The organism is Cronbergia sp. UHCC 0137 (assembly GCF_034932285.1).
Classification (GTDB): Bacteria; Cyanobacteriota; Cyanobacteriia; order Cyanobacteriales; family Nostocaceae; genus Cronbergia.
Genome location: NZ_JAYGHC010000038.1, coordinates 19,546 through 33,467, shown reverse-complemented (window position 1 = coordinate 33,467; position 13,922 = coordinate 19,546). Strand labels below are relative to the sequence as shown.

At 39.6% G+C, this 13,922-nt stretch carries 10 protein-coding genes; 8 read left to right on the top strand and 2 right to left on the bottom strand.

The features are described from left to right. Positions 1-17: 17 nt before the first annotated feature. The 8 genes from VB711_RS18515 to trpD all read left to right on the top strand — a co-directional run bounded on the left by VB711_RS18515 (position 18) and on the right by trpD (position 11,270). Positions 18-203, top strand: coding sequence for a hypothetical protein (locus VB711_RS18515; RefSeq protein WP_323287692.1), 186 nt, complete (start codon positions 18-20; stop codon positions 201-203). Then, a complete protein-coding gene (locus VB711_RS18510) occupies positions 196-1,785 on the top strand; it encodes a GldG family protein (protein WP_323287691.1) in 1,590 nt (529 codons plus the stop codon). The genes VB711_RS18515 and VB711_RS18510 overlap by 8 nt, the downstream gene beginning before the upstream one ends. A 562-nt stretch (positions 1,786-2,347) precedes the next feature. Next, positions 2,348-3,748 carry a serine/threonine-protein kinase gene (locus VB711_RS18505; protein ID WP_323287690.1) on the top strand — a complete coding sequence of 467 codons (1,401 nt, stop codon included), beginning with the start codon at positions 2,348-2,350 and terminating at the stop codon, positions 3,746-3,748. A gap of 82 nt (positions 3,749-3,830) precedes the next feature. Further along, entirely contained in the window at positions 3,831-4,313 is a 483-nt protein-coding gene (locus VB711_RS18500) for a LysM peptidoglycan-binding domain-containing protein (RefSeq protein WP_323287688.1), read from the top strand. Continuing rightward, on the top strand, positions 4,310-6,721 hold the full coding sequence (locus VB711_RS18495; RefSeq protein WP_323287687.1) for a peptidase M, neutral zinc metallopeptidase site: 2,412 nt from the start codon (positions 4,310-4,312) through the stop codon (positions 6,719-6,721). Before VB711_RS18500 ends, VB711_RS18495 begins: the two co-directional genes overlap by 4 nt. A 224-nt stretch (positions 6,722-6,945) precedes the next feature. After that, positions 6,946-7,821, top strand: coding sequence for an SDR family oxidoreductase (locus tag VB711_RS18490; RefSeq protein WP_323287686.1), 876 nt, complete (start codon positions 6,946-6,948; stop codon positions 7,819-7,821). 184 nt (positions 7,822-8,005) lie between these two features. Continuing rightward, the gene (locus VB711_RS18485) at positions 8,006-9,502 is read left to right on the top strand and encodes an HlyD family efflux transporter periplasmic adaptor subunit (protein ID WP_323287685.1); all 1,497 of its coding nucleotides are present in this window, start codon (positions 8,006-8,008) and stop codon (positions 9,500-9,502) included. A gap of 706 nt (positions 9,503-10,208) precedes the next feature. After that, positions 10,209-11,270 (top strand): anthranilate phosphoribosyltransferase, encoded by a 1,062-nt coding sequence (gene trpD / locus VB711_RS18480; RefSeq protein WP_323287684.1) that lies wholly within the window; start codon positions 10,209-10,211, stop codon positions 11,268-11,270. Between the two features lie 16 nt (positions 11,271-11,286). Here the strand turns inward: trpD and VB711_RS18475 are convergent, their stop codons facing one another. Further along, positions 11,287-12,276: a retropepsin-like aspartic protease gene (locus VB711_RS18475; RefSeq protein WP_323287683.1), complete on the bottom strand. Its 990-nt coding sequence runs from the start codon at positions 12,274-12,276 to the stop codon at positions 11,287-11,289. A gap of 385 nt (positions 12,277-12,661) precedes the next feature. Beyond that, complete coding sequence (locus VB711_RS18470) at positions 12,662-13,663, bottom strand: transaldolase (RefSeq protein WP_323287682.1); 1,002 nt, start codon at positions 13,661-13,663, stop codon at positions 12,662-12,664. Positions 13,664-13,922: the final 259 nt, after the last annotated feature.

Genomic DNA, 13,922 nt, shown 5'->3' with positions numbered 1-13,922 from the left:
ATTGGAAACTCACGTTCATGCAGTTAGTTTTGGCAGTTAGAAACCGCAGCTACAAAAACAAAGTCCACCTGCGTGGACTAAGAGAAAATTCAGAATTTGAACCCACGCACCATCTGGGTTTTGCCTGTGTAGCCGCGACTTCTAGTCGCCAAGGCTTTTTTGAAAAAAATCATAAATTAAATTACCCAATCACCCATGATTAAAAACAAACTTTGGAAACTATTATATTGGCTAAGTCCATTCTTTTTAGTTGCTGGATTAACAATTGGATTAGTCACAGAAAAATGGGGAATAATTCCCTTGATATTGATTATTTTAGCATTCCTCATATTTGGAACATGGATAGTAATAGAAAGCCGACAAAATAAATGGTGGAAACAGCGTTCTACCCAAACTACGACTAATGCCCTAGTAGCAACATTAGCAGTATTGACAATATTGGGATTAATTAATTTTTTAGGAACTCGTTATCACCTGCGGGTAGACTTAACAGAAACTCAATTATTTACCCTTGCCCCTCAAACAAAACAAATAGTTAAAACATTACCAGAAACAGTAAAAGTTTGGTTATTTACTACCGATAAGAATCCTTTAGATCAAGAATTACTAGAAAATTATCAACGACAAAGTGCAAAATTTAAATATGAATATATTGATCCTCAAAGCAGACCAGGACTAGCCGAAAAATTTAAAGTTAAAGACTTTGGAGAAGTTTATTTAGAATTTGGTGAAAAACGGCAATTAGTACAGACAATTAATAATGAACAAAGACTGTCAGAAATTAGATTAACTAATCGCTTGCAACAAATTATTAGTACAAACACCGTTAAAGCTTACTTTTTGCAAGGACACGGTGAACACCCACTTTCACCAGGTAAGAATAGTATATCAGCAGCAGTTCAGGGATTGAGCGATCGCAACTTCACCACCTCACCTTTAAATTTAGCAGAAAATCCTCAAATTCCCGAAGATGCAGCCGTTGTCATTGTAGCTGGACCGCAGCGAGAACTGTTTCCAGGGGAGGTTAAAGCCTTACAAGATTATCAAAATCGTGGTGGTAACTTACTTTTGATGATTGCCCCCAACACCGATCCAAAAATTGATAGTTTACTGCAAGAATGGGGTGTAAAATTAGATAATCGGTTAGCGATCGATATTTCTGGTGCAAGTTTAGGATTAGGTCCAGCAGCCCCTATAATTACAGAATACGGTGAACATCCAATCACCAAAGATTTTGGCAACGGTATCTCTTTCTATCCACTTACCCGACCTTTAGAAATTATCCCCATATCTGGAGTCGAATTTACACCCCTACTAAAAACCAAACCCTATCCCAGTAGTTGGGCAGAAAGCGACCAGCAAAGCGAAAAATTAGAGTTTAATGAAGATAAAGACCTTAAAGGTCCTCTAACTTTGGGTGTGGCATTAAAGAGAAGTTTAGCAATTTCACCAACTCCAATAACTTCACCAACTCCAACAACTTCACCAACTCCAACAATTTCCCCAACTCCAACAAAAGAATCACGATTAGTAGTTATAGGAAACTCAGATTTTGCCACAGATGGATTATTTGAACAACAATTGAATGGAGATGTATTTCTCAACTCCATAACCTGGTTAAGTCAGCAAGATCAACAACCCCTTTCAATTCGGCCAAAAGAACCAAGAAATCGACGCATTAACCTATCAAGTCTCCAAGCAAATCTTTTAACATTATCAGCCTTGTTGCTTTTACCATTAATAGGTTTAGCCACCGGCGCTATCATTTGGTGGAGAAGACGATAAAAGCTTTTCGAGTCCAATATAATGAATAAACTACCTTCATCTATAGGACTCCTATTTGATTTTTGATATATAGAACTCAGTACCTCGGTACATACTGAAAGCCCTGTTCCCTGCCTCAATGAAAAATATGGCTAACGCCACGCTACCCGTTAACGAAGTTCCTCTGAAAGAGGCAGATGAATCAAATCGGATCACTATATTTTAAACAAATAGGATTAAAAATTGCTGAATACAACAGTTAAACCAATACTTAGGGCTTGTTCAATAAATCTAAACCCGTTTATTAATAAGGGTTTCGATGGTTTTTGTCACAAAAATCTGATTTAATGTTTTTAGCTTAACCGACTTTCTATAATTCACCGTGTAATACACGTATATTTCCAAAATCTAACCAATAATAGTTAAAAAATAACATAAGCTACTCATAAAATTCAATATTAATACTTAATAATTTGAAGATTATTAAGAATCTTTATTAAAAAGGTAGATAATACATTTTGAGGTGCGGAATGTGGGGTAAAAATACTGTAAACTATATAAAAAACCCGTCCTCAACATCACAATGCAAGACTGGACAACTAACACCCAACTGCAAAATGGACAATATATCATTAAAAAAGTCATCGCTAGGGGTGGCTTTGGTGAAACCTACCTGGCTGAAGATACCGAAGAAAATAGATTAGTAGTGATTAAAACCCTCAACCAGCAACAACGAGAAAAACCAGACTTTGAGGATATACAAAAGAAATTTCGCAAAGAAGGATTATCATTAGCTAAATGTCATCATCCCCATATTGTCCAAGTTTACGACACTTTTTTAGAAAATGACCTTTGGGCGATCGTCATGGAACATATTGACGGGGATAATTTAGAAGCCCATATTAATGAATATCTTCAGAAAAATGCTTATTTATCAGAAACAGAAGCTTTGCGCTACATTAACCAAATCGGACAAGCCCTAGAAATTGTTCATGAACGGGGACTTTTACACCGAGATGTTAAACCAAGTAATATATTGTTGCGAAAAAAAACCAAAGAAGCGGTTTTAATTGACTTTGGGTTAGCGCGGGAATTTCAATTGGGAAAAATTAGAAGCATGACAGTGACGAAAACCGAAGGTTATGCACCTATAGAACAGTATGAACGACGTGGAGATTTTGGTTATTATACAGATGTTTATGCTTTAGCTGCGACATTATATACTTTATTAACTACTAGAGTTCCCATACCTTCTCATTATCGTGCTGAAGGTGATGCACATTTAGCACCACCGCGAAAATATAATCAGAAAATCAGTGAAAGGGTAAACACTGCTATTCTCAAAGGCATGGAGTTAGAACCTCAAAACCGTCCCCAAACTATGCGGGAGTTTAGAGAAATATTAGGTTTGGTCATTCGACCTTCACACCCTCAGCGTCTCCGGGAGGAGAGAAGAACTCTACCCCCTAGCCCGCACCCTGTAAGTGACGAGGGGGAACTGAAATCAGCCGTGGGAAAAGACTACAAAAAACTGCGTGACTTACTTGCTGCTGGAAAATGGAAAGAGGCAGATGAACAAACAGTGCTGGTAATGTTAGCAGTAGCAAAACGTAAATACCAAGGTTGGTTAGATATTAAAAATATTGATAAGTTTACCTGTGAAGGCATTCACAGCATTGACAAGTTGTGGGTCAAATACAGTAATGGGCGTTTTGGTTTTTCTGTGCAAAAGCGAGTTTATCAAAGCTTAGGTGGAACTAGAAACTACGACGAGAAAATCTGGGAAGCCTTTGGGGAAAAAATAGGATGGAGGAACGGAGAAAGATGGTTGTATTACAATGATCTTAATTTTGACATTGACACAGCACCAGAAGCCCACCTCCCTGGGGGATATTTGGTGGGTTTTGGGTTGTCTGGGAGGTTTTTTGGAAATTGTTTGTGGAGTTTTGGAGTTTTATGTGAATTTATTATTCTCTGGTGTTGAAACTTATCAATAGGACTCCAGATGTCCAATATTGGTTAAATCAAGATTTGCCCAGTAATCTCATTATTACAGGATTAACCCGATGAACACCAAGCTTAACTGTCCTGTTTGTGGATATCAAGAAATTGAAGGTGATACTTGCCCCAATTGCGACACAGACCTTTCCCTCATTCGTTCACTCCAACAGTTACCCCCCACAGAAAACCCTTGGACAAAGGGATTTGCTATTTTAATGTTAATGATCGGTATTATGGTAGGAGTTGCAGGTAGTTTTTTTATTTTGCAAACTCAATTTTATATTGCCACAATCCCTAATCCCGTGGTTACTGCCAATCCCACATTACCACCAAATGTTCCTATTAAACCACCAACACAACCAGAAATTAGAACTTATAGCATTCAAAAAGGGGACACTATAAGTTCAATTGCTGATAAATTTTGTGCTAAAGGCACTCCTTGGAATGTGATCATTGAAGCCAATCCCCAATTAATTGGTAGAGAAAATAAAATCGCACTAGATGAGGTGATTAAAATTCCTCTTAGCTGCAAGGAGAAGTTGGAGTGAATATCCTTGATAGTCTAAAGGAAGAAACTAAAAAGGCTGAAAGTTTTGCCGAAAAGCAGCAATTACGAGAAGCTGTAACTATTACGAAAAAGGTTTTAAAAGTTTGGGCTGAAAAGCCAGGTTTTTGGGAACGGTTGTTAGGTAAATTTTTAGTCGGTAATTTGGTAGAAAATCTGGAAGCAAAATTAATAATTTGGCAAAACCAAGTTACAGAAGCAGATAAATTAATTGCTAAAGCCAAGGTATTTTTACAGCAAGATCCAGGAAATCCTTTAGAAACTCAAGCCCTCACCAGTGCGATCGCTCTATATCAAAAAAGTAGTAAAATTATCTATGATCAGCAAGTTTTACAAGTAATTACTCAATGTCAAAATGAATTACAGCAGCGACAGCAATTTCTGGAACTGATTACCCAAGCCGAATCTCAACTAGAACATCTTTGGTTTAAGCAAGCGATCGCTATTTACGAAATAGCAGCTAAATTATACCCGACAGAGGACGTAAAAACTGCGATCGCTACAGCCCGAACCCACCTTCCCCAAGAAGAAATTTACATTGATGTCTTGCAAAGGGCAAAAAAGGCTGAATCTGAGGGAAGATTAAAGGGAGCGATCGCACTTTTAGAATCTGCTGTCACCAACTTTCCTCGTGTCGATGGCATAGATTTATTAAAAACATTTAAATCTATATATCAAGGGCGACAAAATTTTCGTCAAGGACTAAAATTAGAAAAATCAGGCAATTTTGTAGCTGCTAAATCCTGCTACCAAAAGGCTAAATTACTTTTACCAGAAACTACTAATTGCTGCATTAGATTAGGGTTGGTAGCAATTAAAATGCAAGACTGGGAAACAGCTTTATCTAATTTAGAAGGTATACCGGGAGAACAAGCTGCTTATTTAAGAGGATTTGCCCTAGCACAACAAGCAAATTTACAGTTAGCTGATCGAGAATGGCAAGACATATCTAATCCCATTATTCATCAACAAAAAGAAATTCTCCAACGCATTTCTGAATATCAACGCTTATCATCTTTAAACAAAATTGAGGAATTAGTTAAAGCTGGTAATTTTAAAATAGCTAAAATAACAAGTACAGAATTTCTTCAGAAGTTTGGCTTAGATCCTGTAGTAGAATCAAATTTAAATGAACATATTGAACCACAGTTAGCAGCAAAACTTTGGCAAAGTTCTGATTGGGAAAATATTGGTAATCAAGCTGAAAAAGCCTGGATAGAAAACCCCAATATTACTACTTTACATAATTGGGCAATAGCTACTTATTATCATACTCAAAATGACTCAAAAAAACTATTTGAGCTAATTTTTGCTCTGTCTACAGCAATGGCAAATTTAACCCTAGATCCCACCCTGCAAGATGTACCTTGGTTGGGGAGTCAAACTGTAGATTTTAACAACCTATCTTTAAAATTACAACAAAGCTTAGAAGCAGCCATTGATCAACTTAAAGATACAAATATTCAAGATTATTCACAACTGCGCGATCGCTACCGATTAGAATTAGCCACTCTTAAAATCATCGGTGAATCAGGAATGCAAATTAACAACTTATTGCTCACACCAGGTTGTTATCATCGTTTCCTTCCCCACTGGGAAAATAAAATTATAGATAAAATCCATCCTAGTAACAAAATACTCAGTTCTCTATATACCTCTTGGGGGTTAGCTGTAGCCGCTTGTTTACAAGGAGATATCCCCAGAGCAATCGAAGTTAAGCCCGATTCTAACATAGAAAGCGAACAGTTTGCTCAGAATTTCGTTAATTATCATGAAGGAAGTTATTACTTACAACAAGATCAATGGCATCAAGCAATTATTCCTTTAACCCAAGCAAAAGCCGAAATTCAAGATCAACTAAATTGGCAACAGGAACTAAATCAACTTTGTAAATCCCAGCGTCAAACAATTTCCGAATTTAGCGAACATTTAGAATTTGCTCAATTTTGGTATGATTTAATTAGAAGTGAAGATGCAGGTAGTTATTTAGCCGAATATAAAGCCGAAGAATTGCGTGATCAACTGATTAATGAGAAAGTTTCTCTATCCCAAGCATTGCAGCAATTGAAAATACTCAAACAAATTGATTCAGAAAATCCCGTTGTAAACGACTTAATAGAAAGTGTTGAACTTAGTCAAGAATTAGAAGAAATTGAACGCCTTTTTAAAAAACGTCAATTTGCAGAGATGGTAAGCAGTGCTAGACGTTCTCACCGCGAAAAAGTCCGCTTTATTGTAGCTGAATTTTTTATAGGTATATTAAGTAATGGGATTAAAGATGGTAAAATGGATGATATGGAATCAATTTTACAGCTAGGACATTGGGCTTATGAAATTTGTCCTGATGAACCAGCATTTCAAGAAATTTACCGCATCCTGGGATTATGTTAAATATTGAAAAGATTGGGTTAAATTAGAGAATATGTAGGTTGGGTTGACGTAAGGAAACCCGACAAACTCCTTAACCCATACCATTACAGCGATTTTTGGGTAAATAAACTACATTTTTCTGTCTCACGCAGAGACGCAGAGGCGCGGAGAGAAATCAAGAGTGTGGTCTAAATACATGAAAATTGCTGTAATCTCAGTCCCAACTCTCACAACTAAAAAATTTTATGATTTTAGTCACTGGAGCAACAGGAGAAATTGGTCGTAGAGTCGTGCGACTTTTGCGACAAGAACAGAAATCGGTGAGGGCATTTGTGCGTTTGAGTTCGCGTTACAGCGAATTAGAACACCGGGGTGCGGATATCTTCATTGGTGATTTGCTGCGAGACAAAGATATCCAGAAAGGGTGTCAGGGGGTGGAATATATAATTAGCGCCCACGGTTCTGACAGTGATGCTCTATCTTTAGATTATCACGCTAATATTGAACTGATTGATCAGGCAAAAGTCCAGGGTGTAAAACACTTTGTTTTCATATCTGTATTAGGTGCTGACCGGGGATATGAAGATGCTCCTGTGTTTAAGGCTAAAAGACAGGTAGAGCGATATTTGCAAGCTAGTGGCTTAAACTACACAATTTTACGTCCGGCTGGATTAGCATCTAATTTGCTGCCTTTAGCAGAACGGTTTCGAGAAACGGGTTTGTATCTGCTGATTGGTGATCCAAAAAATCGGACTTCTATTGTTAGTACCGATGATTTAGCCAAAATGATCGTAGATTCTTTGACAGTTGCAGATGCTCGTAACCAAATTTTACCAGTTGGAGGACCACAGATTTTATTACGAGAAGATATTCCTAAAATCTTTAGTCGCATCTTTAATAAAGAACCGATAGTAATTAACGCCCCACTATTTGCTATTGATGGATTACGAGGTACGTTGGGTTTATTTAATCCCCAAATAGAAGCAACTTTAGGAACTTATCGAACTCTGTTGGCTAATGAATTTTTCTGTACAGCAGAAGAAACAACTAATTTAGAAAGAATTTTTAACTTTCAATTAGAAACATTAGAAAGTTTTGTCCGTCGCTATTTAGCTGTTTAGCCCTACGGGAAGTCAAAAGTCAGGAAGAACAAAAGGGAGAAATATTAATATTAATCACAAACACGGATTTAATGGATTACACTGATGGCACGGATTTGAAGATTATCTAATCACCAATCACCAATCACCAATCACCAATCACCAATCACCAATCACCAATTCCCAATTCCCTATTAACAAATCTATGAAATACTCCCTAGCTGCAAATGCTGCTCAAGCACGTCAAACCAAAGAGCGATTTGCTAAACCAGAAGAACAATTATCTTATGAGTTGGGTAAAGCGGTACAGGATTTACCAGCACTATATACCAGATTATTGGCGGGAACAATTAGTATTGTAGTGTTTGGGGCGATCGCTTGGGCGCATTATTCACAAATTGACGAAGTTGCAACGGCACCAGGAGAATTAATTGCTGCGGCACAGGTACGGCCAGTCACATCTTTAGGCAATGGTTCTATTGTAGCAGTCAAGGTGAAAGAGGGCGATCGCGTTACCAAAGATCAAATTTTAGTGGAACGTGACCCCAATTTACAACAGAGCGACGTTAACCGTCTGGCGAAAGCTAGTAAGTTAATTGAAGAAGACTTACAACGTTTACAAGCAGAACGTACAGGTGGGACAATTGCAGGAACAAAACTGCAAGATGAACTGTTAAATTCTCGGTTGTTAGACTATAAAGCCAAACAAGTAGGTGTGGAAGCAGAAGCTAAACGTCAACAGTCATTAATTAGTCAAGCAAAAACCCGATTGATTAGGTTACAAGAAAACTTAGCTAATGCTAAAACCAGCGTTATCAATGCTCAAACTAATTTACTCAACGCGCAAACCATCCGTGATAAAGTGGAAAGTAACTTAGCGATCGCCCAAACTAGAGAAGAAAATCTCCGCACTTTAATCAAACCCGGTGCTTTACCCAGAGTAGATTATTTAGAAGCCCAGGAAAGACTAAATCGCGCCAACACAGATATTATCAGAGCTAAGGATGAAGTGACAAACGCCCAAAATCGGTTAACCCAAGCCCAAGATAAAGTCACATCCTTAGAAAAAGATATTTCCACCCAATTTCAAGAAATTCAACAAGCAGAACAAGCCTATAAAGCTGCCCGGAATCAAGGGTTAAGGCTATCCTCAGAGCGTCAAAGTGAAATTTTGACCCAAATCAACAGACGCAAAGAAGAACTCACCAATGTCGCCGGTCAGTTAGAACAAGCGAAAAAGCAAAAAGACGGAGAAACTATCAAAGCACCTGTCGCCGGCACAATTTACAAAATCAAAGCCACCAAAGGACCAGTTCAAGCCGGTGAGGAACTACTATCCATTTTACCCGAAGGGGAAGAAATGCTGTTAGAAGTCAAAGTTCTCAACCGTGATATTGGGTTTATTCGTCAGGGAATGAAAGCAAAAGTCAAAATGGCAACCTTTCCCTTTCAAGAATTTGGCATTGTTGATGGTACGGTTGCTCAAATCAGTCCCAATGCAATTCTTGATCAAGAATTAGGTTTGGTTTTTCCCACTAGAATTACATTAAGTAAACATTCTATTAATCTCCGGGATCAAAAAGTAGAATTTACGCCAGGAATGGTTGCTAATGCTGAAATTGTCACCCGCAAGAAGTCAGTTTTAACTTTTATTGTTGAGCCAATTACTCGCCGATTTAGTGAGGCTTTTTCTGTGAGATAAGTAGGTTGTCTTTGGGATCTGCCATTTTCCGGTAGAATGTAATAGACTAGGAGTTACGCACTGTACAAATTAATCATGATCTGCTTTCACTAAAATAGCTTGTTTCAGGTGACGACTAATTATATTTTTACCGATAAACTAGCCGTGGGGTAGGGGTTTAGCAGTGCCATTGGTGTCAACTTAGGCTCTAATCGTTGTCCCATAGCCGTTTTACCCCTCCCCTCTTGAGGGCTACCGTGTACACACAAGTCTTATCAAGATTAAATCGGCGGTTAGAAACCGCAACTACACAGGCAAAACCCACCTCCGTGGGTTAAAAATAAGTAGTTTTTCTTCAGTCCACGCAGGTGGACTTTGTTTGTGTAGCCGTGATTTCTAATCGCCAGGGCTTGTTTTGGGTAATCAGATCACTTGTGTGTACACCGTAGCCTCGCTTGCGGGGAGATTTTGCTTTAGCAAAAGCGAGGGTGGGGTTCTTCTTGATTGTTGGGGAACTGAATAAGTTTGATCTAACGGCATTATCAGGGTTTTACGTTAAGTTGACACCAATGAGCAGTGCTAAACCCCTACGATCAATATGGTTTTCCCGCTATGCATATTTAAGATTTTCTGTCAATGCGTAAGTCCTAAACTATTAAGCATGGTACGGTTTTAGGAATACTAAACTCTATTTAGTCGTTTGAACTATCACCTGAAACTCCAAGCTATGACTCAAGCCTCCGCTAATTGGTCTATTTTACTGCAACAATTATTAGATAGCCAGTCCTTATCCCGCACTCAAGCAGCAGAATTGATGCAAGGATGGTTAAGTGAAACAGTCCCCCCGGAATTAACGGGGGCGATTTTAATGGCGCTGAACTTTAAAGGCGTTTCTGCCGAAGAGTTGGCTGGAATGGCGGAAGTTTTACAATCTCTTTCAACCAAGGGAACAGAAATTAATTCCCCCTTACCATTTAGCCGTTATCCTTCCTTAATTGATACCTGTGGCACTGGTGGCGATGGGGCTTCAACCTTTAATATTTCCACAGCCGTGGCTTTTGTCGCTGCCGCAGCAGGTGTACCGGTGGCTAAACATGGCAATCGTTCCGCCTCTAGTTTAACAGGTAGTGCGGATGTTTTGGAGGCTTTAGGAGTTAACTTAAATGCTTCTAGCGATAAAGTACAAGCAGCATTAACAGAAGTAGGGATCACCTTCTTATTTGCCCCTGGTTGGCATCCGGCATTGAAAGCTGTAGCCTCCTTGCGGCGAAATTTGAAGGTACGGACTGTGTTTAATTTACTTGGTCCTTTGGTTAATCCCTTGCATCCTACAGGGCAAGTAATTGGGGTATTTGATCCTAAATTGATCAAAACGATCGCTCTCGCATTACATCAATTAGGAACAGAAACAGCGATCGCTCTCCACGGGCGAGAGAAATTAGACGAAGCTGGTTTAGGCGATATCACTGATTTAGCGGTGTTATCTAATGGTGAAGTGCAATTAACCACCGTCAATCCTCAAGAAGTAGGGATCACACCCGCCCCTATTGCAGCCCTGCGGGGTGGGGATGTGCAAGAAAACGCCGTCATTCTTAAAAACGTGCTACAAGGTAAAGGAACACAGGCTCAAGAAGATGCCGTCGCCCTCAATGCCGCTTTAGCCTTGCAAGTGGGAGGTGTAATTCCCCTATTTAACCATACCCAGGGTGTGAGTATGGCTAGGGAAATTTTGCGAAGTGGTAGCCCCTGGCAAAAATTAGAGAATTTAGTCGATTTCCTGGCTAATTAAACCCAAAAATTGCGAATTAGTAATTATTTTCTGAGTGGTTTTGGGGGCGAAATTCTATGACATTGCGTTTGATGGTAACATCATAATCACCGAAAAAGTCATGTCCTAGCAGTCCAGTCTCCAATTCTACCCCAGCGATCGCTACGGGAATTTTATTCACAGTCATCCCATCAACTGCCATCGAATCAACATAACCAACATCAAACTCCACCGCCTTAGAATTAACCGTATTCGCTTTAGCCTTGCCTACAGGTACTACACCCAAAGCCTCGGCTATTTTTTGGGTAATTACAGTCCCACTAGCCCCAGTATCAACAATCATCTCAAATCGCTGATTGCCATTAAAGATTACATCAATAACAGGTGTACCACTGAGCCGCCGTTTAATGGGGGCGATAAATACCTTGTTATTGGGGGTGAAACTGGCCGATAAAGGTGCAACAGGAGGGGGTGGTGAGATTGGTTGTACCTTTTTAATCGGGGCGGCCTTCGTTGTAGTCAATGGTTTAGGAACAGCAATGACTATGCTTTGGCGTTGAGTCACTGGGGATGCCACCTTTACAGGCTTTTTAACAGGATTAATTTGTTGTTGAGCCGATTTAATTTGCAGACGGTATTCAGCGATTTTGCTTTGGGCGAAGGGAAAATTAGGACTATCTCGCCGCACTTTTTTCATCAGGGCGATCGCATCCTGAAACTGACTGGCCACCAAATTCCAATCATCTACAGATTGAGCCGATTGGCTGATACTCAAAGCCCCAGCAGCTTTGTCTAGTGCCAACTCAAAAGCATTAGGCTGAGAATCCAAAGTTGCTTTTGGCTGAGGTTCTGGGCTAACCAATGGTGGTGCTGGCTTTCTGGGAGGACTAATTGCTGCCAAACTATCAATTGACCTCTGGCTACCAGTCACCCTCGTCTGTTTGTCTCCATTACAGGCAACACTCACAACCGCTAGACCACAGGAGAGGAAAATTAGGGCTGTGCGGGATAAGAAAGACTCAAGCATAGTTGATTTAAGTTTAACCGCCCTGGCTCTTTCCTAGTGTACTCCGACCAAAGAGAAAGATTATTTAAAAATCAAGATTTTTTATGAGGACTGACGCAAAAACTTCTCAAACTCTTATTTCTCTGCGTTCTCTGCGTCCTCTGCGGAAAGAAAAAAGAAGCGATCGCTGTTCCGTATAGCAAGGAAGCAGGGCGATCGCCAAAAATTAACTCCTAGCCAAGGAATCAATATATAGAACTTTAACTTTGATCCTACTATTCACGACTGTGGTGGTATCCCCCTCATTTGGAACAATTAACCACCAGTCAAGCATTCTAGACAATAAAAAACCCCCAGATATTCACCAGGGGAACTCAAAATTTAGGTTAGGCTTTGATTTTTAGACCTAAGCCGTTACTACTTCACCTTCCAAACGAGCTAATCTTTCTGCTAGGAGTTTTTCTAGAGAAACTAATGCTTTAGTAAAACCTTCAATCCCTTCTGAAAGTTTATCAGATGCCATCCGGTCAGCCGAGTGCATTTGCTCAAAGGTGGTTTTATCAATTGAGATTTTTTCAATAGATAAATTTGTTACCTTAGCAGGATCAAGTTTACGGGGTAGATCACCAGTGGTAGCTTGTAATTCTGACAATAAACCAGGAGAAATAGTCAACAAATCACAACCGGCTAGTTCAGTAATTTCGCCAAGGTTACGGAAACTTGCACCCATAACTTCGGTTTTATAGCCGAATTTCTTGTAATAGTTATAGATTGTGGTGACAGACAATACTCCTGGATCTTCAGCAGCAGGGTAGCTGTCCCGTCCGGTGTCCTTTTTGTACCAGTCGAGAATCCGACCAACGAAGGGAGAAATCAAAGTAATACCAGCTTCCGCACAAGCGATCGCCTGATGAAGACCAAACAACAAAGTTAAGTTACAGTGAATACCTTCTTTCTCCAAGATTTCCGCAGCCCGAATCCCTTCCCAAGTCGCCGCAATTTTAATCAGCACCCGATTAGGAGAAATACCCGCAGCTTTATATTGAGCAATCAAATCTCTAGCTTTCGCTAAAGTAGCTTCAGTATCATAAGATAAACGAGCATCCACCTCTGTAGACACCCGACCGGGGATAATTTGCAAAATCTTCAAACCAAAGGATACCGCCAAACGGTCAAAAGCTAAAGAAACTACCTGTGCTTGGGTCGCACCTGAACCCGCATCTTTTTTAGCTTTAAGTAAAGTTTGATCGACAATCTCCTGATATTCTGGCATCTGTGCCGCCGCAGTAATCAGAGAAGGATTAGTAGTAGCATCTTGGGGTTTAAACTGTTCAATCGCTTGGATGTCTCCGGTATCCGCTACCACAACAGTTACTTGCCGCAGTTGTTCCAGTAAATTTTTAGGCATAAACTACTCCGTAATTTTTTTTGGTTTAGGATTTACCCAATCCACTATTCTTTAAACACTTTCATCTTCCACACAATTCCGTTTTTGGCAATTTTTCTTAAGCATTGCCTAATTTTGTTGAATCAGCTTGTGCCTCAGCCCTATTCTAGTTCTGTTACACCGTAATTGGCTGTTCTATAGAATGCACTTTAATTAAACTTGTTGTTCCTGATTTGTCCGTTTTAGGGTACATCAGACCTGATAATTCAGCAACCATCAG

What these genes read in the sequence shown, in the direction of transcription:
- VB711_RS18470 (WP_323287682.1), bottom strand. Translation starts at nt 13,663, where the DNA reads ATGCCTAAAAATTTACTGGAACAACTGCGGCAAGTAACTGTTGTGGTA.
- trpD (WP_323287684.1), top strand. Translation starts at nt 10,209, where the DNA reads ATGACTCAAGCCTCCGCTAATTGGTCTATTTTACTGCAACAATTATTA.
- VB711_RS18505 (WP_323287690.1), top strand. Translation starts at nt 2,348, where the DNA reads ATGCAAGACTGGACAACTAACACCCAACTGCAAAATGGACAATATATC.
- VB711_RS18500 (WP_323287688.1), top strand. Translation starts at nt 3,831, where the DNA reads ATGAACACCAAGCTTAACTGTCCTGTTTGTGGATATCAAGAAATTGAA.
- VB711_RS18515 (WP_323287692.1), top strand. Translation starts at nt 18, where the DNA reads ATGCAGTTAGTTTTGGCAGTTAGAAACCGCAGCTACAAAAACAAAGTC.
- VB711_RS18490 (WP_323287686.1), top strand. Translation starts at nt 6,946, where the DNA reads ATGATTTTAGTCACTGGAGCAACAGGAGAAATTGGTCGTAGAGTCGTG.
- VB711_RS18475 (WP_323287683.1), bottom strand. Translation starts at nt 12,276, where the DNA reads ATGCTTGAGTCTTTCTTATCCCGCACAGCCCTAATTTTCCTCTCCTGT.
- VB711_RS18510 (WP_323287691.1), top strand. Translation starts at nt 196, where the DNA reads ATGATTAAAAACAAACTTTGGAAACTATTATATTGGCTAAGTCCATTC.
- VB711_RS18485 (WP_323287685.1), top strand. Translation starts at nt 8,006, where the DNA reads ATGAAATACTCCCTAGCTGCAAATGCTGCTCAAGCACGTCAAACCAAA.